Source organism: Gemmatimonadota bacterium (assembly GCA_009841265.1).
Classification (GTDB): domain Bacteria; phylum JAAXHH01; class JAAXHH01; order JAAXHH01; family JAAXHH01; genus JAAXHH01.
This window is the reverse complement of sequence record VXMB01000007.1, coordinates 360,520-384,864: the sequence shown is the minus strand read 5'-3', so window position 1 is coordinate 384,864 and position 24,345 is coordinate 360,520. Positions and strand designations below refer to the sequence as shown.

Here is a 24,345-nt window from a genome sequence, read left to right as displayed (position 1 = left end):
GAGTGTCTAATAACAAGAAATGCCTGATGATCGGCGGCGGCGGCATGGCCGGCGCATGGATACGCCGATTCTATCCCCGGTTCGAAGACCGGCACGAAATCGTCGCCCTGGTGGATATCAACGCGGATATCCTCCACGATGCCGGGAAATTCCTGGGGCTTCCACGGAGCCGTCGATACACGGACATGGCCACCGCCTTCGGGGAGGTGGACGCGGACTACTGTACGATCGTGATCCCACCGGCCGTCCACCGGGACGCCGTAATGCTGGCGGTGGAACACAAGCTGGACATCCTGAGTGAAAAACCGATTGCCGACACGTGGCCCGCATGCGTAGATATATACAGGGCGGTCACGGAAGCCGGCCTGAAGATGCACGTGATTCAGAATTACCGCTATTCCAGCCGCATGCTGACCATGCGGCAGGTGCTGCGGGACGGAGAACTGGGACGAATCAACCACATCCAGGGCCGCTTCGCCGCGGACTACCGGAAGCACGGCGCCTGGGGCGCCTTCCGCTACGAAATACCGCACACCCTGCTCGTGGAAGGCGCCGTGCATCACTTTGACATGATGCGGAATCTCTCGGGGGGAGACTGCAAGACGATCGCCGGTTGGGAGTGGAACCGGCCGTGGAGCACCTTCCAGGGGGATTGCTGTGCCATGTACGTGATGGACATGACCAACGGGGTGAAGGCGGCTTACGAAGGTTCGTGCCTGGGTGCCTCCGAGCAGAACAGCTGGCACCAGGAGTACTACCGGGCCGAATGTGAAGAAGGCGCCGTCGCCATTGGTAGCGACGGGGTCACGCGCATGTACCGGCACACGCCGGGCAAGGGCATGCGCGTCGAGGACGTCAGTCCCGTCGTTCCGGAGTACGACGGGCACCAGTGGCAGATCAACGAGTTCCTGGACTGGATCGACGGCGGACCCCCGCCGGATACGCGCCTGGAACATAACATCCGAAGCGTGGCCATGGTCTTCGCCGCCATCGAGGCCTCGCGCAGCAGCAGGTCCGTCGACGTTGAGGAGATGGTCGGGCAGGTGGCGGGCTCAGCCTGAGGGAGGTACGGGTAACACAGCTTATGTCGAATCAGAAACTACCGTTCATCGACGCCTTTTTACGCCTGGAATCCGCCAGCGGCATCCTACTGATGCTCGCGACCGCGCTGGCCCTGATTTTTGCGAACTCGTTCCTTGAACCGCTCTACCACTTCCTGCTGAATATACCGATTCAGATCCACATCGCCGCGCTGGATATCCACAAGCCGCTGCTGCTCTGGATCAACGACGGGCTGATGGCCATTTTCTTCTTCCTCGTCGGCCTGGAACTGAAGCGCGAATTCCTCGAGGGCGAGCTGTCGGACCGGCGAAACATCATCCTGCCCGGCGTGGGCGCCATCGGCGGTATGATCATCCCCGCGTTGATCTATTTGCTCTTCAACAGCGGCGATCCTGACGCCTTGCGAGGTTGGGCCGTTCCGGTGGCCACGGATATCGCCTTCGCCCTCGGCGTGCTGGCCCTCCTGGGCTCCCGCGTGCCCATTTCGATCAAGGTTTTTTTCACCTCCCTGGCCATACTGGACGACATCGGGGCCATTGCGATCATCGCGGTATTCTACACGGCGGAAATATCGGTGACCGCCCTGCTGGTGGCCGCGGGCTGCGTACTGGTGCTGGTCTTCCTGAACAACAGGAACTGGGTCTCCCACAGTTCCTACATGATGGTCGGCGTCATCCTGTGGATCGCCCTGGTGAAGTCCGGAGTGCACGCGACGCTGGCGGGCGTGATCCTGGCCATATTCATTCCGATGCGCTCCAGAACCGACCCCGACGTCTCGCCGCTCAAGATCCTGGAGCACGATCTGCATACGGTCGTCGCCTTCGTCATCCTTCCCGTGTTCGCTTTCGTCAACGCCGGGATCAATTTCGAGGGCATGACGCTCGAACAGGTCCTTCACGGCGTTCCCATCGGTGTGGCGCTGGGCCTGTTCCTGGGAAAACAGATCGGTATCTTCGGCCTCTGTTGGTTATTCATCAAACTCAAATGGGCCAGCCTGCCCTCCGGCATGTCCTGGTCGGGCCTCTATGGCGCCAGCGCCCTATGTGGTATCGGGTTTACCATGAGCCTCTTCATCGGGTCGCTGGCCTTCACAGACATCGACACTTACGGGGTATTCGACGAAAGACTGGGCATCATGGCCGGTTCGCTGCTGTCCGGAGTGTTGGGTTACATCGTCCTCCGTAACAGCCTGCCACCCGCGGAGAAGAAGGTCGAGCCGGTCGAGGAAGAGGTAGAGAGGGTGGTGTGAGGTTGAACGCAGGTTTCTACGCCGCATCCAACGCCTGGTCCAGGTCAGCGATGATGTCATCCGGATCTTCCAGGCCCACCGAAACGCGCGCTTCGAAACCACCGTCCGCGCCTTCGCCCGAGGGCAGGATCAGCGTCTCCACATCGCCCAGACTGTACCACGGCTTGCACATCTTTAGCCGACCGATGAAAGTGTCGAGTGAGACGCCGGACCCAGAGAAGAACCGCATCATTCCTCCATAGCCTCGAAGATACCCGGTCGCGACTTCGTGTTGGGGATGGGTTTGCAGTCCAAGGTAGTCGACCCGGGCGATCTTTTCGTGCCGGTCGAGGTATTCGGCCACCTTCTGACCGCTGGCGCAGTGCCGTTCCATCCTGAAGGCCAGGGTCTTGAGTCCCCGGTGCACGAGGAAGGCGTTCATAGGCGCCAGCACGCCGCCCATCAGGATGCGCATATAGTGGATCTGCTTCCGTATCTCTTCGTCACGGCCCACAACGATACCGGACAGTGCGTCTCCGTGACCGGCCATGTATTTGGTCATGGCGTGGAGGACCACGTCGGCGCCGTAGTGCAGGGGACGTAGCAGGTAGGGGGAGAGGAAGGTGTTGTCCACCACGACCAGCGCGCCGGCTTCGTGGGCCATGTCCGTGGCGCGGGCCAGGTCGATAAACTCCATGGAGTGGGCGTACGGTTCGAAATAGACCATCCGGACGGACTTCTCCAGCGCAATTTTCAAGGCGTCGAGGTCGCACAGGTTGACCATCTCGACGTCCACGCCCCATTTCACCGGCAGCACGTCCTGGAACAACATGTGGGTACCGGCGTATACAGTCTCGTGGCAGACCACCCGGTCGCCGCTCCGCAACAGGCCGAACAACGTCTGGCTGACCGCCGACATGCCGCACGAGGTCGCCTGCGCCCACTCCGCGCCTTCGAGGATCCTCACCTGTTCTTCAAGCGCACCGCTGGTGGGACCTCCGGCCTTGTCCAGCCCGCGGCCGTAGGAGTTCGTCCCTTCGTAACCCTCGCGGTAATTGGTGTTCCCCTGGTAGATCGGCACCGCGGACGACGTGCCGTGGTAACCCCCGTGTATGGCGTCCGTGGTGAAATCCCGGTTTTCGGCCGACTTGTAGTCGTCGGCGGCAAACCGCAGTTCGTGGTCGTTGGGCATGGCGGGAGTCCTCGGAAACGAATCGAGTGGTTGTTGTGTGTTGGCGTCAGAACCGATGCGGAAACAGTGTCAAAAGTTTCCACGTAACGTTACTATAGTATCGGCATGATCCTATCGTTCAAAGACCGTTTTTGTGGTCGAACTTGTAGACTACCACCAGGAGTTAAACATGCCTGCTGCTATTATGCCTCCGATTCATCCCGGTGAGATCCTCAAGGCAGCGTTTCTCGAACCACCAGGTCTGAGTCAGTATCGTGTTGCCGTGGATATATCAGTACCCCCGCGCCGAATAAACGAGATCGTACACGGCAAACGCGCCATTTCGGCCGACACGGCTTTACGGCTGGCTCGTTATTTCGGAACTACGGATCGATTCTGGCTGAATCTGCAGACTCACTTTGACCTGGAATTGCAGAAAGATCGGCTGGGAGAACGATTGGAGACAGAAGTACGCGTGCTGAACCGATCGAACTGAAAGCGTGCATACCCCATGTCCCAGCTTCCTGCATTCCTTCCTAGACTACTCGCCGAAGCCGGGCAAAGCCGTAATCCCATCCGGTCTGTCGAGCCGCTCAATACCGGCGTGACCAATCGAACCTCCCACTTAAAACTCCGGGACGACACACGCTACATCCTCCGCGAATACGAATGGCCTTACGCTACAGATGACGACCTGCAAAGGGTCGAAAAAGAACTTTATTTACACGATCTGCTGCTGAAGCATGACGTACCCGTGCCGGCCATTGTCGCGCATCACGATGATGAAAGCGGACGCGCCGTGCTGATGGAATACAAGCCAGGACCCCTGCTGGGTAACGTAGTCGAGTCCCTGACCGACGATCAGCGCGCTAAAGCCTGGCGGACCGTCGGCGCCGCGTTACGAAAAGTGCACTCAATCCAACTTCCCGATCGCTACGCGGGATTGATCGTCGGTCAACGCATTCAGCCCTTTGACGAAGGAACCTGGGGTGAATTCCATTACCATCAGGCCATTCGACATGCGGAGAACCTGCTGAAGCGGGAACTGGGAATTCGTTTCGAACTGTCGTCGATGAAGCGCGTTTTGAAGCAGGCGGTACCCCTGCTGAACGAAAGACCACTGGCCTTGCTGCACAACGATCCCCATCCCTGGAATGTGCTGGTTCACGAGGATGCCGGCCACTGGAGGTGTTCCGCCTGGCTCGACTGGGAGTACGCCTGGTCCGGCGATCCGACCTGGGACCTGGCCAGGCTGGAGATCTTCCGGTTGAAGCCGATCGGCCCCACACCGGCCGCTTTCTATGAAGGATACGGCAACACCCCGAAAGATCCTGAATGGACGATCTACGAACTCTCCATCTATCTCTGGATGGCCAACCAGTACCTGGATGGCGAGGTGGATGAGCAGCGGGTACTCATGCCCACCTACAAGGCGGCGATGCGGTACCTGGAAAGGATCGATGACGTGGTGGACAGTATCGGTCGGACGCTCGGAATGCCCTGAATGTTTTTTCTGCAAAAACCTGGAAGTTTCCTCTCGTATTTCTTGACATATACTAAACAAATATATAGTATAATGATCTGAATGAACCCCATTTAAACAATGAGGGTTTCTTCGGTCCATTGCGATATTTGACGAGAGGATCAGCACATGCACATCGCTTATACCGGGAACAGCCATTACTGTTACAGCAACAGCCTTCACATGTGTCTGCAGCACGCCGGCATGGCCGATCTTCCGGAACCCGGCCTGTTGGAATGCATGACGGGTATGCCGTTCGGCGCGCTGTTCCTGCAGTTTGATACTCCACTGTTCTTCCCAAGCCACGCCGACCTGAATCCAAACAGCGGGATGTCCCGTGCGCTCAGCATTCTGGGTTGGACGTGTACACTGTGGGAGGGTGACGATGTTGAATCGGCTCTTGAAGCATTAAAAGCTAACCTGAAGAACGGACCCGTACTGCTTGGTCCCCTGGACCTGGGTTTCCTGCCCTATGACCCGAATCACCGGCTGAAACGTGGCGGAGACCATTTCATTATAGCTCTGAAACTCGAAGGCGACCGTGTGCAGGTGCATGACCCGCAATGCTATCCATTCGCGGTACTGCCGATCGATGACCTTTTGCGTGCGTGGAATGCCACTGATCTAGGCTACGCAACAAGTGCATACACCCTGCGCGGCGATTTCCGGGAAGATCGCCCGGTTTCGACCGAAGACATGCAGAAGGCTACGCTGGAAAACGCACGAGAACTGATTCATGCCGCCCCCTCCGGTCCGGTCTTTTTTGGAGGTTCGCAGGCGTTCCGGATGGCCGCCGAGGTGATCCGCGGTATACCGCCCAAAGGATTCGCCGCCATGCTGGTCCACTTCGTCCTGCCGATGGGTGCCCGTCGTTGCCTCGATGCGGCCGATTTCATGAAGTCGGCAGACCAGGCTGAAACCGCGGAATGGTTGGTTAAAAAAGCCGAGTCATACGGACTGGCGCAGTACTATGCCACGCAGGAAGACTGGAAAAGCACGGTAGGGCAATTCGAAGAACTGGCTGAGATTGAAGACCGCATCGTGGAATGCATATAGGAAACGACATTGGGCAACGTACACAACGGTAATCCAGGCGACCCGGATCAGACGGATTCACCAGGATGGCATATGCACGAACGGGTTTTCCCGCAGAAGGGAGATATCGTCGTTCAGAAACGAACTCCGGATGCGTTTTGCGAAACTCAGTTAGCATCTATTTTGAATGAAAAGGAGATCGGCAGGTTAATCATTACGGGCGTTCAAACCGAGAACTGTATCAGCTCGACCTGCCATCATGCTCGTATTGCGGGATATTCGATAACGCTAGTCAAGGATGGACACAGTACTTTCGATTCCGATGTACTTACAGCAGAGCAGATTATCGCTCACTATAATGATATCCTCGGTGACTTCGCAGACGTGACACCTGCAGGCCAGGTTCGGTTTTGACAATTACGCCGTGGAGGGTGCAGCAATGAAACGAGTTGACCACAACAAGCTTGTGCGGGACAGGATTCCCGATATCATTGCTGCTGCGGGCGATCGTCCGACGACCCGAGTTCTCGACAGGGCCGAGTATATTCATGAACTCAGACGCAAACTTGTGGAGGAAGTCGGGGAATTCAACACTTCCAATGACGCCGAGGAATTAGTTGATATCCTGGAGGTGGTATACGCTATTGCGTCTCGAATGGGAATTGATCCGATACAACTCGAGAAAATGAGAAACGCGAAGAAGGAGAAAAGAGGAGGATTTGAAACGAAGGTCTTCCTTATCCATACTGAACCGCGTGAATAACGCAACGCTTGTGAGCGTTCTGCAGATTACACACCCATATAGAGTCGCATCGCCATATGAAGATCAAACACCTTTCCATTACGGCATCAAACCCCGAAAGGGCAGCGAGGGTTCTGGCAGAATTGACGGATGGATCAGTATATCCATTCACATCGAGGACCATGGAAGGTGCCTGGGTATGCGCCTGGGACCGTCAGTCCGGCGAGATGATCGAGTTTATCCCGAACAACTACCTGCTCTGCCCCGGGGAACACGCCGCGGAATTCAGACCGGTTGAAGAGGTACAGAATTTCAATTCGACCCATTTTCTGCTTGAAACGCAGCAAAGCCTCGACCATTTGAAAGCGGTGGCGGAATCGCATGGACTTCACCACCGCTTTCGGCCGAGGCTGGGCGGACCGCTCTACGAAGTCTGGCTGGAAACCCAGATCCTGGTCGAATTCGTATCCGACGAAATCAGGAATCTGGTGTCCTGACGTCAACTTCGCTTCGTAAACTCTACCTCAATCTAACTTCATCTCGACTTCAAAACCGACTTACTACCCTTCGATCATACCCAGGATCTCCACCAGGCTGTCGGTCGACGGCCGGTCGAAGGGATCCGAACCCACGTACTTGAACCGAAGGACGCCTTCCTTGTCGATGATGAAGGCCGTGGGAATGACTTCCGTTCCCTTGTCGGTCGACTTCTGGATCTTGAACTTGGTGGGAATGGCCCGGTCCGGGTCGGCGAGAACGCGGAAGGAAAGCGCCTCCCGCGTGACTTTCGACTTGGCGACGAAGTCCCTGGTCTGGTCGAGGTCTTCGGGATTGATGAAGAGTAATTCGGTGTCGAGTGCCGCTATGCGTTCGTAATCGGATTGCAACTGCCCCAGTTGCCGTAAGCAAAGGGGTCACCAGTAGCCTATCCAGCCGCGGTCGACGACCACAAGCAGGTTCTTGCTGCCCTTGTAATCGGCGAAGTTGACGGTTTCGCCGTTGACGTCCTGCAGGCTGAACTCCGGTGCGGCCTCACTCAGCCTCGGCGCCAGGTTACGGGGTTGTGCGTCGGCGGACTCCGCCACCAGGCCGACCAGGGCCAGGGCGAAGCACCACCGCGCCAGTGTATGAATCATGGTCTTCCTCCTCGTTTCAGATGCAGCGCAATTCGCTTGCGTTTTGTTACTTATAATATAACCTACCCCGACACGACTGTTAACTTCAAAATTACCGCCGTCCGCAACGAATTCATGTGCCCGCAACGATTCCAAGGAGCCGCCTCCCCATGAAGCCAGGCATCACGCAACTCTGTCTCGCCCGCCAGGATCTCGAAGCGGATCTCTCGAAGGCCCGGGATCTGGGCTACGAGGCCATCGAACTGGTTTTCTCCGACCAGGGTTCACCGGACATAGACGCCTCTACCTCGGAGATTGCCGCCGTGGGGGAGGCCTGCAGGGATCATGGACTCGAACTGTGTTCCATGATCGCCATCCGCAGTAATGCCGGATCCCTGTTGTCGCCGTCCGCGGAAGAACGGGCGAAGCGGGTTGCCATCCTCGAGCGCGGCTTCGAAATCGCCGAGATCCTGAGTGTAGACGCCCTCCTCCTGCATCCCGGAGCGCTCGATCCGGCGAGTTCCTACGGGACGACCTGGGACAACTTTCGCGACGCCCTGCGTGATCTCGCGCCCGAGGCGGAACGTCGCGGCACACGGATCGGCATCGAGAACGTGTGGAACCAGTTCATGCTGAGTCCCCGGGAAGCCCGCCAGCTCGTTGACGAGGTAGGATCGCCCGCCGTCGGGATCTACCTGGACACCGCCAACATGATCCTCTACGGCTACCCCGACATGTGGATCAGGGAACTGGGTCGCCGGATCTTCAAGGTGCACGTGAAGGACTTCCGGCGCGGGGAAGGCGCCTGGGTCCAGTTGATAGATGGCGACACCGATTGGCCTGCGGTCATGGCCGAACTGCGCGGCATCAGTTTCGACGGAGCCCTGGTGAGCGAGGTCGGCGGCGACGACGACAAAATGAGTCAGACCGCCGAGCGCATCCGGCAGATCATCGCCCTGTAGATACGGATCTTGGCCTGGAGAACTCGTCAGTCAAGTTTCCGCGCGTGCTCAACGAGTTGATCGAGTGCCGTTCCCCAGCCTGTAAAAAACCCCATTTCCTCGTGCTTTTGGCGTGCGGTTTCGTCGTGATGCCGTACAAGCGCACGATAGCGCGTACCGTCGCCTTCGGGCGCCATCGTGATGATGGCCGTCATGAACGGTGACGCACCCGGACGATAGCCTGGCTCCAGTGCATCGGTCCATACGAGCCTCCGGTGCTCGACGATCTCCAGATAGCACCCTGTGCCCGATACCTCTTCGCCTTCGGGTGAGCGCATAGTCGTGCCGAAGGCGCCGCCGGGCCGCAGATCGATTTCACAGGCCGTCGTCTCCCACGGCTTCGGCGTGAACCATCGCTTTAACGTCTCGGGCTCGGTCCAGGCTCGCCATAGCTGGGCAGGCGTGACGTCCGGGATGTGGCGCTCAAGGACGAGATCCAGGGCTGGATCGATGTCGTCGTGCATGGTCATGGGCTGACCGCCTTTTTCGACAACGCCCCTGGGTTCAAGTAGAGGCGGGTCGGCATTGGCCCAGGTGAGTTTACCGGGTTTCCGGCGCGGCCTTTCCGGGTAGGTCTTGGCTAATCGCAGGAAGGGGCTGTTTTCAGCGCGCCTTCGAGATGGCTTCGGCGTACTTGATCACGCCGTTTACGTAGGAATCGATGGGGTTGTAGCTGAAGATGGCCCTGCGGCGTGCGGCATCGGCTGTGCCGTACTTGCCCCGTTCGTTGAGATACTTGGCCACGCTCATGATGGCATCGGGCCACGAATGCAGGTTGATTTCGCCGTCCCCGTCTCCATCGGCGGCATGGGGCATGCTGGCCGGCATGAACTGGGGATACCCAATGGCGCCGGCCCAGGAACCGTGGAGCGAAAGTGGGTCCACGCCGGTGGCCTTGCTATGGCGAAGGAGCGCCACCAGGTTGCCGACGCACCTGCGGCGGATTTTCGCAAATCGTTCCCGCTGTCTTTCGGCTACCGAGGACGAGGCGAGCGGATCGGCTTCACCCCCGGCTGTAATGCGTCGCACGGCGGCCTGCTGGGCTTCCTCCAGGTACAACAACTGGGCGACCAGGACATTGAACACGCGGTAGTTTCCCGTGAACTCGCCCAGGCCGGATTCCCACATCAGGATGGACACGATGTCCTTCGGGGCCACACCGTAGGTCCTCTCCGCCCGGTCCAGCAGGTTTTTCTTCTCTTCGAGGAACGCAACACCCCGCTTCACCCGCTTTTCCGTCAGGAAGACGCGCGAGAAATCCTCGTGGGCCTTGTTCTGAATCGCGACGCTCCGGGGCGTGGCCACCTTGATCAGTTGGTTGTTGTAGACCGTACGGCTTTCGGGCCGGTCGAACAGGGCCAGGAATTCCACCTCGGACACGGGCGATCCTCCGCCCTGTCCGGACGCGAGACGCTTGATCAGGTCGGGCAGGTAAGACGCTGCGGGATGGGACCGCGGCAGGTCGATAATCGTGGATTTACGCAGTTCCCAGGATTGCGGGGCATCCAGCGCGGCGACCGGGTCCGGCCGGATCAGCAACAGCGAGACCAGACCGGCAAGAAACATTGACCTTTTCCACGACCTGTATGGGTATCTCATCTGACGGATCCTTGTGATTGGTTGGCGATGCTCAACAAAAGCCAATGCATAGTTACCGTATGCGGCCGAATCTGTCAAGGTCATTGTACGGCGTGGAGTACTATACTTATGATTCATATTTTCAATAGTTTATACACTTTATCTCTTCAGTTTGCATCCTCTACCTTTGCGTCGTGGTAACTACGATCCTTCGTTTTTCAGAACACCAGTTTCTTCAGCTCGTGTTTCTTTGTGAAGTAGACACCGTCCCCGTACATCGGACCGGGATTCTGGAAGGCGGACGGCGCTTCGTGAATCGTGGTCACGACGCCGGCGGCGGCATCGAAACGGTAGAAACATTCGGTCGTAAATCCGTATATCCCGCCATCAGGACCGGTCTGGAGGCCGCCCTCCAGCGACCGGCCGCCCGGCAGGGGAGCCAGGTGCGCAAACCGCCGGTCACCTGCATCGAAAACGAAGAGGATGGACCCGGATCCCGCGCGGGCCGTCCCGCATAGCAGGCCGCCGTCCATGACGGCCAGCGCGTCGACGGCCGTAACCTCTACCGGAAGCCGGCCTTCCCACACCTTTTCCTCCTTCTCGTAATCCCAGAGGAACAGCGACGCCTGGTCTACGCGCGGCTGCGTGCCGGTGCCGCCGTCGATCGTCGTCCCGATGGCCAGCAGGCCATGGGCCTCCAGCCAGGCCAGTGACCAGCAACTGGCTTCCCCGGCGATATCGCGATAGGTACCGAACGCATCCGCGACCGGATCGTACCAGGACAACGGTCCTCCCCACATGCCGTAGTTCGGTACGGAGGCCGTCCACACCCGGCCCAGGGGACCTGCGACCATGGAACGTGGTCGATAGGAGAATTCGTCCATGCGGCCTAGGTCGCGGGGGTTGCTGCCTGTGTCCTTCCCGAAATGATAGGGCCGGGCGGGATCGTAGACGGACAGCACGGCGCCCGGGTAGGAACAGATGTAAAGCTTGCCGTCCATGTTTGCCATGGAATAGGCTTCCCCGGTGGCGGTGGTGCATATGCCCAGGTCGTCCACAGCGCCGGTGGACGGATCATGGCGGAAGAAGTGAAGCGGCAGGATACTCGAGCCGTACAGGTTGTCGTCGGGCCCGCGATGCACCAGGAAGATCTCGCTTCCCGCGGATTCATAGGCTACGGGCAGGGTGCGCGTCCCGCCGGATTCCGGCCGGGTAATGGCCATCTCGCGGAACATCTGGATTTCCCGGTCCGCGAAATCCGCCGTGGATCCGTCGGACATCGTCAGCGGCGGCGCCGGGTCGGGGAGGGCTGCAACGGGTTTGGCCTCGAAGCCGTCCAGTCTGAAATCGCCTGCGGTCGACCGGATGTAGAGTTGATCGTCGGCCGCCCTGTACAGGTTAAGCGATCCCCCGTCCTCCGTGACCACCACGGGTCCCACGGTCTCGCGCCTGCCCGACACTGGATCGTAGACCACCACGTGCGGATGGGTCATCCTGATGTTGCAGGCGACCGTTCCCCCGGCGCCCACGTAGGGATAGCAGTACATGTCGGTCCCGTCCATCCGCCCGTGGCGGGTGAACGCACCGGACGTCGGGTCGTAGCTCGTCAGGCCGGCCGACCCGTAGCATCCGATCCAGATTACGCCGTTTTCATCTTCATCCATATTACAGGGGAAGGTATCGTCGGGCAGGTTGATGGCGCCCAGGTCGTCCAACTGTTCCGTCTTGGGATTGTAACAGTGGAGATGCCCGGCGTAGGCGGCGCCGACGTAGACCCGGCCGTCGCGGGTGCGCAACGCGCCCGTGGGAAAGTTGGCGGTGGGATCGGGCGAAGTCGCCTGGGACGTCGCGCCGGTGGCCGGATCGATTTTCACGACGGTGAATCCCGCCGCCTGCTGGCCCATCACGGCCACCAGGCAGTCCCGGCCGGCCCCGTCCAGCGTGGGGAAGACCCGGACCCAGTTGACGCTGCGGACCGGTATGCCAATGGTCTGGATCGAAGGGATGGCGCTTACCCTTTCCCGGATTCGCGTGCCCGCCGCCGCGCCTCGTCCGCAAAGATGGCCACGGTTTCCTCCAGGGTGCGGTTGCGGTCCACGGTCTCGGGCCGTTCGTGGCCAATGGGACTTTCGGCGATGAGGCGGAAGATGTGCTCGGCGCCTTCGTGAAAACCGGGCGATACCCCGGCCCGGTCGTAGGTCGCCGCGATCTCCTGCATTTCGCCGATCCAGCGGAAGGCCTTGGCCGACAGGCTGTTCACGCCGCCCATCGCCTTGAGCCGCTGTGACTGGCTTTCGGAGAATTCCGCCAGCAGTTCCTCGCTCAGGCCCATGACTTCGGCGGCCGTCAGCGCCGCGGCATAGAGGGCGGAGGTCCCCTTGGTGACCGAGGCATAGCACATCTTGATGCCCGACGCCCGGCCCACTTCGCCGCCCAGCGGCCGGACGAGGATGCCGTGGCCGTCCAGTTGTGAGAGTATGGTCTCGTGGGGGCCGGAAGCGTAGAAGCGTGTCTTTTCGTCCGCGCCGGGTGGCCCGCCGATGATACCGGCGTCGATGAAATGGCCACCGGCGGCGGTAATGACCCGGTCGATCTCCCGCGCCGAATCCGGGGCGATGGCGTTGCAGTCGGCGTAGGCCGGCGAGGTCCCGGTCCGTCTCGAGGACGCGGTTCGTTCCATCACCTCCGCCACCTGGCCGGCGAGCGCCCGGGCCTGGTCGGGCACCAGGATAGCCAGGATCAGGTCCGAGTTCCGCACCAGTTCGTCCAGGTCCGGTTCGTCCCGGATGCCCGCGGCCGCCGACAGCGTGCGGGTCCGTTCGCTCCGGCCCGTCAGGCAGGTGGCCACGTCGAAGCCGCCCTCCAGGAGGCACCGCCCCACGGAGTGGCCCATCTCTCCCGGACTCAATATGGCGATACGATGTACCTTCATGCTCATCTCCTGCCGGATGTGAGCTGCAGGTTGTCAGTTGGCCGGATCTCAGCTTCGGTTTCTTCTGGCCACCATGTGCCTGATCACCCGGTGGCCTTCGTCCACGTCCTCTTCGTGCAGTACGTTAAAGTGGTCGGCGGGAAGCCGACGTGCCGGTTCATGCGCCTTGAAGCACCAGTCCGGGTTCTGCGAGGGCCGGTACCGCAGGTGGTCCAGGGTAAAGCCCTGCCAGGCGATGAGTCCGCCGTCGGCGACCACGGGCCAGGCATAGTCGAAGACCGCCTCCTCCCAGTACATCACGCAGATCACGAGGGCGAATTTACTGCAGGCGGGCGGACGCCAGGAAACCAGGTCCGCTTCCACGCAGGTCAGGCGGGACCCGATACCCCGTTCCGCCGCCGCCTCACGCAGGTGGTCCAGGGCCACGTTCGATATGTCGACGGCAAGCACCTCGCGGCCGTCCTCCGCCAGGGCGAGGGCCTGGTCCGACAGGCCGCAGGCGAGTTCCATTACGGGACCGTCCGGAAATCCCAGGGCCGCCGCCCGGTCGTACAGTGGGCAAAAACCTTTGGGCGCCAGACGCTTCGGCGCCAGGTACCTTGCGTTCCACTTCAGCCGGTCTGGATGGTCTTCGAGTCGTTGCGTGCGGGGCTCCGTGTTCTTTAATGCGAATACGCTTCCGATGGCCGAGGGACGACCGGCCGGCTGATCACTGGACGACTGCCCATTGGCCGACGGACGGCTGACGACCGGTCGGCTGACGACCGGCCAGGATCGATTACGCCGGACTCGACCGCGCCTGGTATTCCTGGGCCACGACGAGGATGTGGCTGCCCTGCCTGACCGGCTGGCGGAACGCCTGGGACAGCACGAAACCGTCCACACCCGCCCGCACCGGCCAGGGAGAATCGTCCACGCGGTAGAAGTCGTGCAGGTTTCCCACGATCTGCCCCGCCGCCACGCGCGCGCCGCAGGCCATGAGCGGTTCGTAGTGACCCGGGAAAGGCGCGGGAACGTAACAGGCCCGGTCGATGATGGCCGTCAGTTTCTGGGTGCCGTCGGCGTGATGGGCGATAGGCTGAATGTCACCGGCAAGCTGGCCGTGGTGGATGGCCGCGGCCCGAATACCGTGCCGCGCGTACCGTACGCCGTCCGGATTGACCGACTCTCCCCAGCCCAGTTCGGTGCCGATCGTGATCTTTCCCAGCCGCTCGGCTTCGCTGACCATCAGCCCGGGGGTCTCGTTCTGGTAGGCCATCAGAAAGGGCGTGCCGAACCAGCGCGCCGTGTCTTCGATGACGGCGGCCTGGTCCGGGTCATCCACCTCGTGAAAGCTGGAACACAGGGCGAAGTCGAGCTCGGCCCCGCCGGAATGGATATCCGTCACGACGTGCACGCGGGGCCAGAGATGTTCCCGAACGAACCCGGCGATCCGGTGGGTGATGCCCGCGAGGGCCGGTGAGGTGCCGGCACCGTCCACGAAAGCCCGGTTCAGGTTGACCCCGTCATCGGCGTCACTGGCCCGGCGGCCCGCGTGGAAGGCCGCGGGGTTGAGCACAGGAATGAAGATCAGCCGCCCCTTGACGGCTGCCAGCTCGATCTCCTGGAGCAGTCCCTTGACCGCCACCGGTCCTTCGTATTCGTTGCCGTGGTTGGAACCTGTGGCGAGAAGGCCTTCGCCTTCGCGCACGTCGGATCCGACCATGACCGTCAGGGGGATGAGATGGTCCGCCCAGAGTGAATCGTGTTCGAGGGCGACCCAGTAGTCCCGGCGCCCGGGCGAATCGAGATCGAGTTTGTCGGGCCGGACGACTTCACGAGGCATGGGGGATTCCTTTCACACCGAGACGCCGAGGAGTCCGTCCGCGGCTCATTCGCATCACACCGAGACGCCGAGGAGGCCGCGCGTTATCTGGAAATCCGTGTTGCCTACGACCACGGCCCGCGGCGCATGCCTCCCGGCGGCCGTATTCCGGATCAGGTCCAGCACGGCCTGGCACCGATTCACCGGTTCCCCGGTCAGGATGAGATCCACGTCTTCACGGAAAGGGCTGGCCAGGTCGTCCGCGGCGACCTGCAGCACCGGGATCATGGGATGGCCGGGCAGGGGGTGGCCGCCAACGCCGGCGACGACCAGCTCCACGCCGGCCGCGCCCAGCCCGGTCAGGGTCTCTACCCAGTGGGCAGTCTGCGTCTCCATGACGTGAAGCCCAGGTACCGAAGCGGGCTCTCCATAGGACAATGTCGGGGATATGGTTCCATCCTCCAGGCGCTGCATGAAAGCCGGGTATTCGAGCAGCGCGTCGTTGTCCGGCACGACGACCGTGCCGCCCGCGTCTACGACATCGAAGATCAACTGCGACAGTGCTTCGGAAACGTCATCGGAAACCGGACCGGCCGTGGTAGCCGGGCACGCAGAGGTGGCCGGACCGGCTGAGGTAGTGTGACTCACCGTGGCCACCCCCAACCTGAGGGTAGACAGGCCGGCTTCGACGGCGACCGGCCCCGCGCACTCGTCCAGGGTCCCGTTAAACCACTGCTCTATGCAATCGATGACCTTCTCGATGCCGCCGTCGAGCTGCACACTGGCCCAGCCGAAACTTGCGGGATCCAGGCCGCGGTCGACCAGTTGCTGGCGGTAGAAATCGTTGTGCGTGCGTTCGCATCCGTGTTCCAGGAGCAGGGCGGCCGCCGTCATCGGGTGGGTCAGATAGCCGGCCATGGTGCGGATATATATCTCCTCCGAGACGCCGCCGGATACGCCGCACCCCTCGGTGTGTACCAGGGCGACGAAACGGGATAGGCCGGCACCTTGCCCCACGCCCTTTTCGCTCAACCGTTCCGCGGCCATGCGGGCGATCTGGCCGGAGCACAGGCTGGTGGGAAGTATGAGGCCGATCCGTTCGGTGGCGCGCGATCCGTTCGATTCGAACACGGGCAAGCTGAAAGCCGGCGGGGGCGTAGATTCCCCGTTCGACCGGACCACCAGCGGCCTGCCCGCCGGCGCGGGACGGTCGCGCAGGTCCTGCAGCCGGCTTCCGTCGGTCTGCCGCCAGTCGCGCCAGATCTGGGTCTGGCTGTGGCCCGCCCGCTCGCCGCGGGTCAACTCGCCCGATGCCGCGCGCAGCGTCAGATCGAGCGTCTGCCGGCCCAGTTCCTCCATGGACACGCCGTCCAGGTAGGCCCCGGCGTTCACGTCCATTTCCCCCGAGAGCATCTCGTACCGCTTCGTGGTCGTCACGAACTTGATCGTCGGCACGAAGGGGAAGTTGGTGATGGACCCGTTCCCGGTGATGAAGAAAATGAGGTTGCCGCCGGACGCCACCTGGCCCGCGATGGCTTCCAGGTCGTTGCCCGGACTGTCCATGAAGTAGTACCCTGGTTCCTTCATCGGGACCGCGTAGTCGATGGCGTAGTCGAGGCGTACGTCGGGGTGTCGCTTACGGGCCGCGCCGATGGACTTGAGCACGATATTGTAGATCCCCCGGAGCTTGTTGCCACCGGAAGGATTGGCGTCCACCGACTGGCCGTGCCACGCCGTGCGTTCCTGGAACCGCTCGATCATATGGAGGAAGGTACGGGCCGTCTCGATGTCCCGCACGTTGTCCAGTACGTAGGGCTCGCCGCCGATGAGCTCGTCCGTCTCCGCGAGATTGGCCTTCCCGCCGAAGCGTATGATCTCCCGGGCCACGAGCGCGGCCAAGGGATTGCCCGATATGCCCGAAAAGGAATCGGAACCACCGCATTGAAGCACGATGTTGAGATGAGACGCGGAGGCGGGCTTCCGCAAAACGCGGTTGACCGTCTCGAACCATCCGGTGACGATCCCCGCGCAGCGCTCCAGGTCCTCTTCGAACCCGCCCTTGAGCGTCTCGAACCGGTGGGGAACATCGTTCAATGGATAGCGGTTGAGCCGCATGTAGTTTTCGAGCATCCTGTCCGAGACGAACTCGGTGCCGCGGTCCACCGCAAGCACCGCCCCGACGTTGGAATGGACCATGAAACCCGCCAGTGTCCGCAGCACCAGTTCCCGGTTGTTGGGATCCACGCCCGAGCCGCCCTCGGTATGGGCTACCGCCACCACCCCGTCGATGTTCGGGTACCGATCCACCTGGTCCTTCAGCAGCGATTCCAGGCGCCGCACGAAACCCGTCGTCTGCGACGTAATGCCCAGCAGAATGATGTAGTTTCGGGTCCCGACACCTCGCGCCGGACCGCGGTCGAAACCGTCGAACTCCGGCGGACGGTCACTGAGCGGTACCTGCTCGCCTGCTTTGAAGGTGGATTCGTCCAGTTCGTAGGGCACTACGCGGTCTTCGAAATTGGGCTGGTCCGGGAGGGCGAAATCGACTTTTCGGACGCGGAGCGCGTCGAGGATGTCCGGGTTGCAGAGGTAGTCGCCGGGCGCGATGTCCCGGGTCGCCCGGCCGAAGGGCAGGCCCCAGGACAGGACGAACTCCCCGGCGGGTATGGGATGGACGGCGAACCGGTGCCCTTCCAACAGGGTATGGGCGAGGGAGAAGGACGCGCCGGCGTCGTCTCTCACGTCCGTTCCCGCTTCCAGCCGCTGGGAGACGATGGCCACGTTGTCGCCGGGTTCGGCCAGGCGCGCGATATCTTTGAACCGGCAGGCAGGCACGATGCCAGGGTCCTTGTCGAATAGAAAACGTACGAGGGATTCGGCTCACTACACGGACTGCCAAGGTAACATCCGTCCCAATTCCGTGTCAAAGGTAATTCGGCGCTCGCCGGCACGGTTGACGACGTGAATGTTCGGTGTACATTGTCTTCCGGGTCTGGTCCATCTGGCTCGGCCTGGCCCGGTCGGGTCCGGTCCTCAGCACAACCAGACACCATGCAAGCCTGCAATGCTCACAACGGCCGGAATCCGAACCAAAACATCCGCCAGCCGGAGGTTCAAGAATGCTTGTCGGATATGTCAGTGACGAACGCTACGTCGCTATTCCCGAAGTCCTGCTGGAGTTCGAAGCCGGTGGAGCGTCCATCGAGGCGCGCTCGCGGGCCACGGGAGCGGTCTACGCGGACGTGACGCCAGGCCGGGAGTACAGGGTCACGCTTGCAGGCCGGGATTTCGGATACAAGAGCGTGTACATGACCCCGCGCGAGGACGAGCCGTACCATTTCCGGCTGCTGCGGGACGGCCTGCTGGGGTACATGTGGCCCAAGTGGGTCCGCTCCGGTGAAAAATCGGAGTTCCGCGTGCACGCGGTGGAGGCCTACCAGCTCGAACTGTACCGCTACGGATGGAAGAAGGAGTTTGTCCGGAACATCGGCTGGTATGACGAGCATGGCCCCCGCGCCACCATGCAGATCACGCCCGACGGCGACTATACCCGAACCGGCGTAAAGTGGAATACCCAGGGCTATACGAATCCCGCCCACAAACAGTACATCGAGGCGCCGGAACGGTCCGGCCTGTACTACCTCCACGCGTCCACGGAGGCGGGCGGATTCTTCTCCTTCCCCTGGATCGTCGCGCCCGCCGCGCCGACGACCGACGTCGCCGTGCTGGCCGCCAATATCAACTGGAACGCCTACAACAACTTCGGGGGCCGCAGCAACTACATCCACACCGACGACTTTCCCATGACCCCCACGGTCAACGCCCGTTACGACCTGAAGCGGTACACCGACTCCGAGCACCGGATGTACAGCGCGGACGACTACGCGCCGCTCTCCTTCGACCGGCCCGAACCCATCAACCACGTCCCCAAAGACACGGAAGCCACCGACATGATCCGGGGCCGCGCGGCCTGCCATGTGGCGCCCGCCGAGTGGCGGTTCCTGGCGTGGATGGAGCGTGAGGGATTCGGCTACGACCTCTACGCCGAGACGCAGTTCCACGACGGCACGCTGCCCTTGGACCGGTACCGGGTGCTCATCACTACCACCCATCCGGAATACTGGTCGCGGGACATGTACTACCGGCTCAAGGACTGGGTGTTCGAATCCGGCGGACGGCTCATGTACCTGGGCGGCAATGGACTGAATTGCGAGGTCGAATTCGTCGACAAATACACGATGAAGGTAAAGAACGGCAATATCGATTCGCTCGACCGTCCCGGGGAGGGCATCGAAAGCCGCTTCAACATCTACAACGAGTCCGAGGCGAACCTCCTCGGCGTGGCCTTCACCCGCACGGGGATCATGACCAGCGCGCCTTACCGCGTGATCGACGCGGACCACTGGGTCTTTGAAGGCACCGGCGTCGCGGCAGGCGAAATCTTCGGCGAAGCAAGCCTGCACGAAAGGGTGCCCGGCGGGGCATCGGGACACGAAACCGACAAGATCACGCCCAATTCACCGGCCAACACCCAACTGATCGCCAAGGGAACCAACGTGGACGACGGCGGGGCCGAGATGGTCGTCCATGAGACGGACAGCGGCGGGATGGTGTTCTCGGCGGGATCGATCACCTACCCGTCATCGATCCTTGTGGACGACGTGGTGTCCAGGGTCACGTCCAACGTGCTGAAGCGGTTTCTGAAGTGACGATGATCGCTTATGTCGTAGTGAATGTTAAACTTCACAACACCTTCCAACCTAGGGAGTACAAGCAATTTAGCGCTGGAACGGTGTTATCGTAGGAACGATGTCTTTCGTGGCCGTGACCAAGCGATCCATCGCCTCTACCAGAACTTCAATCGCTTCTTCCTGCTCGGATGGACTGTCGGCATAACCGATTTGTCGGGGATTCGCCCAGTATACAAATCGCTTACTAGTCCACAACAGATCATCACCAAACACGGATTCGATCTCTTTCCGCATGTAGTTTAGTTGGCTATGGTAATATGCGACCTCTTCTGGAGGTCCAGACTTTATCCAAAGACCAATTGATGAGTAGTGATCCGTTGCGTTTACATACCAAGCAATCGCTTCGCCCGGTGCTTTGGGGATAGTGGGGCCGTTGTAAGACTGAGCCGATGGACGCAGCGAATTCCATTCGACATGCGTTTTACCGATTTTATTCAGTACTCGTTCCCACCAATCTCGGATTTTCTGGCTTCTCACGGGATCACCCGAACGGCCTCCACTGGGAAATTTAAGTGGACCGACTATTCTGGTCAAAAGAGGTGCGGGTCGTGAATTTCCAATCCGTATGGCTTCAAGTCTGAACAAATAGGCGTCGATTTCGCTTTTGTCGTTTAGCCACTGTACTGTCTCTGCGTACTCCTGTGTAACATCACTTGCAATCCACACGAATCCACTAGCCTTAAATGCTGACAGGTAGGTCATCACACCAGCGAGATGGCCATCGTTGGTCGCATCAAGCTGATTCTCAATTACTACCTCGGATGACTTGTTGGTTTCCGGGTCTACAACATCGACAAGAAGGTCTACGCGAAGCTTACCTTTGGTCACTTCCTGTCTGATCGAAGTCGGATCGATATTCCATCTGACCTGTTCATCTAAGGCTTGGATGTGATTGGCAAGCCATCGAGAGAAGTCGAGTTCAAGGGGCCATACTTCCCTAAGATCGCATTTTTCTATTTTCCCCAAGTCCGGCACTGTTGATCCTCCATCCACAAAGAAAGCGAAACTTTGTCCGGGTTATTCGAACCTCACTTCGATGCTGATTTTGAGCTTCTAACTCCTGTCGCTTCTTGATAAGCTGCTTTTAATGCATGCAATAAAGCTGATGTAATTTCATTAACGACATTTCCATGGCCAATTTTTATGCCCGCGGCCTTTTCCACTGCTTCAATCGAGTTTGGTGCTCGCCTCTCAAAAACTCCACGCCAAAACGAAATGTATGGTTTTTTGTTATCGTTCCAAATCGTGACGAGACCAGCATTTTCTGTTGCAAGTCTGGGCAGTAGCGTAAATCTGCTTTTGTCCACACCTGTAGCCGTATACAGGTTTACTCCCTGCATTTTTTCAATCTCTAGTGCCCAATTCACTAGTTGATCAAACACCTTTCGAATTTCACCTTCGATTTCAGCGAACGAAGCGATGAAAGCATCCGGACCATCGGATCGGATAGCTTTGGATGTCCTTTTGGACGACGGTCTACTCAAAGAATCAGACGTCAAACTGAGATCTGGTGAAATTCGCTGCGGCATTGCGACTTCAATTCCATTTACATCGTAAATCCGGAATGTAATTAGATCTATCGTAAGTGACTGCTTCGTAACGGCATCGAGATATGCGATCACCCGTTCTAGCTCTACTGATGAATCGTCCATAATGAGTACGAGCCTGAACATGCCGTTGGTCAGATACTCCTGTAACGAAGACTCGAATGATTCAGAGTCAATCTCATCTTCCTGATCCTGTGTCATTGCCATGCCTAAAATAGACACTTGGTTCTGGTCAGACAGCGATTTGCTCAAAGGTCCCTTTGCCAGAGATTCGACCTCGAATCCCTGAAGAAACGCCGCATACGAAATCACCTGCGCCACAATCGCCCGTTTGGCTTCAGAACTCCTGGCAAGCTTTACTTCGGCTATGACTGGGCGACCGGATGCCTCCACAGCCAACAAATCGGCGTATCCACCACCCAACGGTACTTCTCGACCAAGCACAAATAGACGAGGAGAACCGGCTAATGGTAACATTCCAATGTTCTTCTCAACGAGGTCATGAAGTTCTTTTTCACTTTCGAAATCTCTCGATGAGGCTGCTCGCCATTCACCATCCATCTTCGTCCATATACCGCTCATGAGTCTCCTTCGATCAGAATAAAGTCCTGATTTGGACTTCTTAATAGTTATCCAATAACTTTGTTAATTACACTGTATCGTAGGCTGGATTCTGCTGTAGTCCAATTGCACCTGATGTCCCTGCATTGGCCACGGAACGCACCTACTACAACTTCCGCTGGTACACCCCCGTCACGCGGTGGTTCGTGCCCTTCTCGAGGATCAGGTCCGCCCGTTCACGCGTCGGAATGATGTTCTCGCGCAGGTTCACCAGGTTGATGTCCCGCCAGATCCCTTTGGCCGTTTCCACGGCTTCTTCCGTGCTCAGTCTCGCATAGTGGTGAAAGTAGGACTCGGGGTTCTGAAAGGCTGTATCCCGCAGCCTGAGAAAACGATCGACGTACCACTGCTCCAGGTCGTGTTCCTCGGCCTCCACGTAGATCGAGAAATCGATGAAATCGGAGACGAAGACGCGAGGCGACGCGTCGCCGGTCAGGTGATGGCCGGTCTGCAGGATGTTCAGCCCCTCCAGGATGATGATGTCCGGCTGCGTGATCGTTTTTTCGACGCCCGGAACGATATCGTAGATCAGGTGCCGGTACACCGGAACGGTGACCGATTCGCGGCCCGACTTCACGTCCGCCATCGTCCGAACCAAGCGCCGGAGATCGTAGCTTTCCGGAAAACCCTTCCGCTGCATGAGCCCCCTTTCTTCCAATACTCGGTTAGGGAACAGGAACCCGTCCGTCGTGACCAGGTCCACCCGGGGATGGTTCGGCCAGCGGCTCAGCAGGGCCTGCAGGATACGGGCCGTCGTGCTCTTGCCCACCGCCACGCTGCCGCCGATACCGATGACGTAGGGCACCTTGGCGGCCGGCTTGCCGAGGAAAGTATCCATCACCCGGTAGAGGTGCTGGGCTGCGCCCACGTGCAGGTTGAGGAACCGCGACATGGGCAGGTACACGTCGGCGACCTCATCGAGGGACACCATCTCGTTGATGCCGTGCAGTTCCTGCAGGTCTTCCTCGGACAGCGTCAGCGGCGTCGCGGCGCGCAGTTGCGACCACTCCTCGCGGGACATGTGGTTGAAGGGGGAAAGGGATGAAGATGGGGACATGGGTGTCGTTCCGCTTACGGGTTTTCTGGCCACCTGATCGGACCGGCGCGCTCAGACCGCCTTCACGATCCGTCGATCACGGCATTGTCGATTGTTTGTTGTTCGAGCAGTTCGGGAATGGGTTCCGCGCCGGCACCGGGCGTATCGCTTAAGACCATCTGCGACGGGCCCGAGAGCTCCAGCGGCGGCGCGCTCAGGTCCCGTTCGTAGAACCGCGTGCTCGGAAAGACATCCGACGGGTATTTCATATTGGGCAGCGTTGCCAGCGCCATGCAGAACGACGCGCCGAGGGCCGATTCCAGCATGCCGCCCGTCCAGCAGGGGACGCCTTCCTCCTCGCAGATCCGGTTCGTCTCCATCGCCTGGGTCAATCCGCCGACCCGTGCCGGCTTGATGTTTATCCAGCGGGCTGCGCCTATTCTGATCGCTTTGCGGGCCTTGCCAGGCGAGGTGATGCTCTCGTCCAGGCAGACCGGCGTCTCGATCTGACGTTGCAGTTCGGCGTGGTCGACCAGGTCGTCGCGCATCAGGGGCTGCTCGATCATGGCCAGGTTGTACCGGTCCAGTTTCCTGAACATGGGCAGGTCGTCCAGCGTGTATCCGCTGTTGCAATCGATATGGAAGACCGGGTCCGGAAAAGCCGAACGGACCGCGTCGATCATGTCGAGGTCCCACCCCCGGCTGTACTTCAGCTTGATCCGCTTGAATCCAGCCTCCACAGCCTTTTCGATATTGCCAAGCAGCATGTCGGTGCTGTCCTGTACGCCGAAGTCGGCCCCGACGTCGATGACCGGCCCCTTGCCGCCGATCACACGCCAGAGCGGCTTGCCCTCCAACCGGGCGTGCAGGTCCCACCAGGCCGCGTCCAGGCCGCCCTTGGCGAAGAAGTTTCCGGCGACCCAGCTGCATGCATCGTGCAGGTCGTCACCGCTGTCGATCCGCTTTCCGACCAGCAGGGGAGCGAGGACGTCCCGGGTCACAGCGAAGACACCGGCCGTGTATTCCGGACTGTAGGTCGGCTTCGCGAGCGGGGTCGTCTCGCCCCAGCCCACGGCATCGCCGGCATGCATCTTCACGAGGACGCTCTCGATGACGTCGTCGCTGCCGTAGGCCGTGCGCCATGGGTAGATCAGGGGCATGGCGACGTGATAGAGCTCGACCGCGTCGATGACGGGCATG

Annotated in this window: 24 protein-coding genes; 10 read left to right on the top strand and 14 right to left on the bottom strand. The window is 60.1% G+C overall.

What is annotated here, in order from left to right; translation table 11 throughout:
- Positions 1-2 precede the first annotated feature (2 nt).
- Together F4X08_03425 and nhaA are read left to right on the top strand one after the other, a co-directional pair.
- Positions 3-1,061: a Gfo/Idh/MocA family oxidoreductase gene (locus tag F4X08_03425; GenBank protein MYD24849.1), complete on the top strand. Its 1,059-nt coding sequence runs from the start codon at positions 3-5 to the stop codon at positions 1,059-1,061.
- Between the two features lie 23 nt (positions 1,062-1,084).
- Positions 1,085-2,311 carry a Na+/H+ antiporter NhaA gene (gene nhaA / locus F4X08_03420; GenBank protein ID MYD24848.1) on the top strand — a complete coding sequence of 409 codons (1,227 nt, stop codon included), beginning with the start codon at positions 1,085-1,087 and terminating at the stop codon, positions 2,309-2,311.
- 16 nt (positions 2,312-2,327) lie between these two features.
- Here nhaA and F4X08_03415 read toward each other — a convergent pair whose 3' ends face one another.
- A complete protein-coding gene (locus F4X08_03415; protein ID MYD24847.1) occupies positions 2,328-3,482 on the bottom strand; it encodes a methionine gamma-lyase in 1,155 nt (384 codons plus the stop codon).
- Between the two features lie 169 nt (positions 3,483-3,651).
- On the opposite strand from F4X08_03415, the gene F4X08_03410 reads away from it, so the two are divergent.
- The 6 genes from F4X08_03410 to F4X08_03385 all read left to right on the top strand — a co-directional run bounded on the left by F4X08_03410 (position 3,652) and on the right by F4X08_03385 (position 7,257).
- On the top strand, positions 3,652-3,957 hold the full coding sequence (locus F4X08_03410; GenBank protein MYD24846.1) for a HigA family addiction module antidote protein: 306 nt from the start codon (positions 3,652-3,654) through the stop codon (positions 3,955-3,957).
- Between the two features lie 15 nt (positions 3,958-3,972).
- Positions 3,973-4,965: an aminoglycoside phosphotransferase family protein gene (locus F4X08_03405; protein ID MYD24845.1), complete on the top strand. Its 993-nt coding sequence runs from the start codon at positions 3,973-3,975 to the stop codon at positions 4,963-4,965.
- Between the two features lie 147 nt (positions 4,966-5,112).
- A complete protein-coding gene (locus tag F4X08_03400) occupies positions 5,113-6,039 on the top strand; it encodes a hypothetical protein (GenBank protein MYD24844.1) in 927 nt (308 codons plus the stop codon).
- 9 nt (positions 6,040-6,048) lie between these two features.
- Complete coding sequence (locus tag F4X08_03395) at positions 6,049-6,432, top strand: isochorismatase family protein (protein MYD24843.1); 384 nt, start codon at positions 6,049-6,051, stop codon at positions 6,430-6,432.
- 25 nt (positions 6,433-6,457) lie between these two features.
- Entirely contained in the window at positions 6,458-6,781 is a 324-nt protein-coding gene (locus F4X08_03390; protein ID MYD24842.1) for a nucleoside triphosphate pyrophosphohydrolase, read from the top strand.
- 56 nt (positions 6,782-6,837) lie between these two features.
- Positions 6,838-7,257: a hypothetical protein gene (locus F4X08_03385; GenBank protein ID MYD24841.1), complete on the top strand. Its 420-nt coding sequence runs from the start codon at positions 6,838-6,840 to the stop codon at positions 7,255-7,257.
- Positions 7,258-7,320: 63 nt separating this feature from the next.
- Here F4X08_03385 and F4X08_03380 read toward each other — a convergent pair whose 3' ends face one another.
- Positions 7,321-7,656, bottom strand: a complete 336-nt coding sequence (locus F4X08_03380; GenBank protein ID MYD24840.1) for a peroxiredoxin family protein — start codon at positions 7,654-7,656, stop codon at positions 7,321-7,323.
- Positions 7,657-7,674: 18 nt separating this feature from the next.
- Positions 7,675-7,896 (bottom strand): redoxin domain-containing protein, encoded by a 222-nt coding sequence (locus F4X08_03375; protein ID MYD24839.1) that lies wholly within the window; start codon positions 7,894-7,896, stop codon positions 7,675-7,677.
- Positions 7,897-8,045: 149 nt separating this feature from the next.
- Between F4X08_03375 and F4X08_03370 the strand changes: the two genes are divergently transcribed.
- Positions 8,046-8,837: a sugar phosphate isomerase/epimerase gene (locus F4X08_03370; GenBank protein ID MYD24838.1), complete on the top strand. Its 792-nt coding sequence runs from the start codon at positions 8,046-8,048 to the stop codon at positions 8,835-8,837.
- A gap of 26 nt (positions 8,838-8,863) precedes the next feature.
- Here the strand turns inward: F4X08_03370 and F4X08_03365 are convergent, their stop codons facing one another.
- The 7 genes from F4X08_03365 to F4X08_03335 all read right to left on the bottom strand — a co-directional run bounded on the left by F4X08_03365 (position 8,864) and on the right by F4X08_03335 (position 18,028).
- Positions 8,864-9,346: an SRPBCC family protein gene (locus F4X08_03365; protein ID MYD24837.1), complete on the bottom strand. Its 483-nt coding sequence runs from the start codon at positions 9,344-9,346 to the stop codon at positions 8,864-8,866.
- Between the two features lie 133 nt (positions 9,347-9,479).
- Positions 9,480-10,592, bottom strand: coding sequence for a lytic murein transglycosylase (locus F4X08_03360; protein MYD24836.1), 1,113 nt, complete (start codon positions 10,590-10,592; stop codon positions 9,480-9,482).
- Positions 10,593-10,672: 80 nt separating this feature from the next.
- Entirely contained in the window at positions 10,673-12,367 is a 1,695-nt protein-coding gene (locus F4X08_03355; protein MYD24835.1) for a hypothetical protein, read from the bottom strand.
- Positions 12,368-12,465: 98 nt separating this feature from the next.
- On the bottom strand, positions 12,466-13,392 hold the full coding sequence (locus F4X08_03350) for an NAD(P)-dependent oxidoreductase (protein ID MYD24834.1): 927 nt from the start codon (positions 13,390-13,392) through the stop codon (positions 12,466-12,468).
- Between the two features lie 42 nt (positions 13,393-13,434).
- Positions 13,435-13,896, bottom strand: coding sequence for a class I SAM-dependent methyltransferase (locus F4X08_03345; GenBank protein ID MYD24833.1), 462 nt, complete (start codon positions 13,894-13,896; stop codon positions 13,435-13,437).
- 268 nt (positions 13,897-14,164) lie between these two features.
- Positions 14,165-15,211: a succinylglutamate desuccinylase gene (locus F4X08_03340; protein MYD24832.1), complete on the bottom strand. Its 1,047-nt coding sequence runs from the start codon at positions 15,209-15,211 to the stop codon at positions 14,165-14,167.
- Positions 15,212-15,265: 54 nt separating this feature from the next.
- Positions 15,266-18,028 (bottom strand): altronate dehydratase, encoded by a 2,763-nt coding sequence (locus F4X08_03335; GenBank protein ID MYD24831.1) that lies wholly within the window; start codon positions 18,026-18,028, stop codon positions 15,266-15,268.
- Positions 18,029-18,309: 281 nt separating this feature from the next.
- Between F4X08_03335 and F4X08_03330 the strand changes: the two genes are divergently transcribed.
- Positions 18,310-19,899, top strand: a complete 1,590-nt coding sequence (locus F4X08_03330) for a carboxypeptidase regulatory-like domain-containing protein (GenBank protein ID MYD24830.1) — start codon at positions 18,310-18,312, stop codon at positions 19,897-19,899.
- A 69-nt stretch (positions 19,900-19,968) separates the two neighbouring features.
- Here the strand turns inward: F4X08_03330 and F4X08_03325 are convergent, their stop codons facing one another.
- From F4X08_03325 to menC, 4 genes are all read right to left on the bottom strand, one after another.
- Positions 19,969-20,907, bottom strand: coding sequence for a DUF4268 domain-containing protein (locus F4X08_03325; GenBank protein ID MYD24829.1), 939 nt, complete (start codon positions 20,905-20,907; stop codon positions 19,969-19,971).
- A 62-nt stretch (positions 20,908-20,969) separates the two neighbouring features.
- The gene (locus F4X08_03320; protein MYD24828.1) at positions 20,970-22,070 is read right to left on the bottom strand and encodes a hypothetical protein; all 1,101 of its coding nucleotides are present in this window, start codon (positions 22,068-22,070) and stop codon (positions 20,970-20,972) included.
- A gap of 145 nt (positions 22,071-22,215) precedes the next feature.
- On the bottom strand, positions 22,216-23,166 hold the full coding sequence (locus F4X08_03315) for a type I pantothenate kinase (GenBank protein MYD24827.1): 951 nt from the start codon (positions 23,164-23,166) through the stop codon (positions 22,216-22,218).
- A gap of 62 nt (positions 23,167-23,228) precedes the next feature.
- Positions 23,229-24,344, bottom strand: coding sequence for an o-succinylbenzoate synthase (gene menC, locus F4X08_03310; protein MYD24826.1), 1,116 nt, complete (start codon positions 24,342-24,344; stop codon positions 23,229-23,231).
- Between the last annotated feature and the right edge of the window lies 1 nt (position 24,345).

Excerpts from the sequence above, each read along its gene's own strand:
- F4X08_03385 (MYD24841.1), top strand. The coding sequence starts at position 6,838 with ATGAAGATCAAACACCTTTCCATTACGGCATCAAACCCCGAAAGGGCA.
- F4X08_03375 (MYD24839.1), bottom strand. The coding sequence starts at position 7,896 with ATGATTCATACACTGGCGCGGTGGTGCTTCGCCCTGGCCCTGGTCGGC.
- nhaA (MYD24848.1), top strand. The coding sequence starts at position 1,085 with ATGTCGAATCAGAAACTACCGTTCATCGACGCCTTTTTACGCCTGGAA.
- F4X08_03410 (MYD24846.1), top strand. The coding sequence starts at position 3,652 with ATGCCTGCTGCTATTATGCCTCCGATTCATCCCGGTGAGATCCTCAAG.
- F4X08_03365 (MYD24837.1), bottom strand. The coding sequence starts at position 9,346 with ATGACCATGCACGACGACATCGATCCAGCCCTGGATCTCGTCCTTGAG.
- F4X08_03320 (MYD24828.1), bottom strand. The coding sequence starts at position 22,070 with ATGAGCGGTATATGGACGAAGATGGATGGTGAATGGCGAGCAGCCTCA.
- F4X08_03315 (MYD24827.1), bottom strand. The coding sequence starts at position 23,166 with ATGTCCCCATCTTCATCCCTTTCCCCCTTCAACCACATGTCCCGCGAG.
- F4X08_03415 (MYD24847.1), bottom strand. The coding sequence starts at position 3,482 with ATGCCCAACGACCACGAACTGCGGTTTGCCGCCGACGACTACAAGTCG.
- menC (MYD24826.1), bottom strand. The coding sequence starts at position 24,344 with ATGCCCGTCATCGACGCGGTCGAGCTCTATCACGTCGCCATGCCCCTG.
- F4X08_03405 (MYD24845.1), top strand. The coding sequence starts at position 3,973 with ATGTCCCAGCTTCCTGCATTCCTTCCTAGACTACTCGCCGAAGCCGGG.
- F4X08_03390 (MYD24842.1), top strand. The coding sequence starts at position 6,458 with ATGAAACGAGTTGACCACAACAAGCTTGTGCGGGACAGGATTCCCGAT.
- F4X08_03400 (MYD24844.1), top strand. The coding sequence starts at position 5,113 with ATGCACATCGCTTATACCGGGAACAGCCATTACTGTTACAGCAACAGC.
- F4X08_03360 (MYD24836.1), bottom strand. The coding sequence starts at position 10,592 with ATGAATCATAAGTATAGTACTCCACGCCGTACAATGACCTTGACAGAT.
- F4X08_03345 (MYD24833.1), bottom strand. The coding sequence starts at position 13,896 with ATGGAACTCGCCTGCGGCCTGTCGGACCAGGCCCTCGCCCTGGCGGAG.
- F4X08_03370 (MYD24838.1), top strand. The coding sequence starts at position 8,046 with ATGAAGCCAGGCATCACGCAACTCTGTCTCGCCCGCCAGGATCTCGAA.
- F4X08_03330 (MYD24830.1), top strand. The coding sequence starts at position 18,310 with ATGCTTGTCGGATATGTCAGTGACGAACGCTACGTCGCTATTCCCGAA.
- F4X08_03340 (MYD24832.1), bottom strand. The coding sequence starts at position 15,211 with ATGCCTCGTGAAGTCGTCCGGCCCGACAAACTCGATCTCGATTCGCCC.
- F4X08_03350 (MYD24834.1), bottom strand. The coding sequence starts at position 13,392 with ATGAGCATGAAGGTACATCGTATCGCCATATTGAGTCCGGGAGAGATG.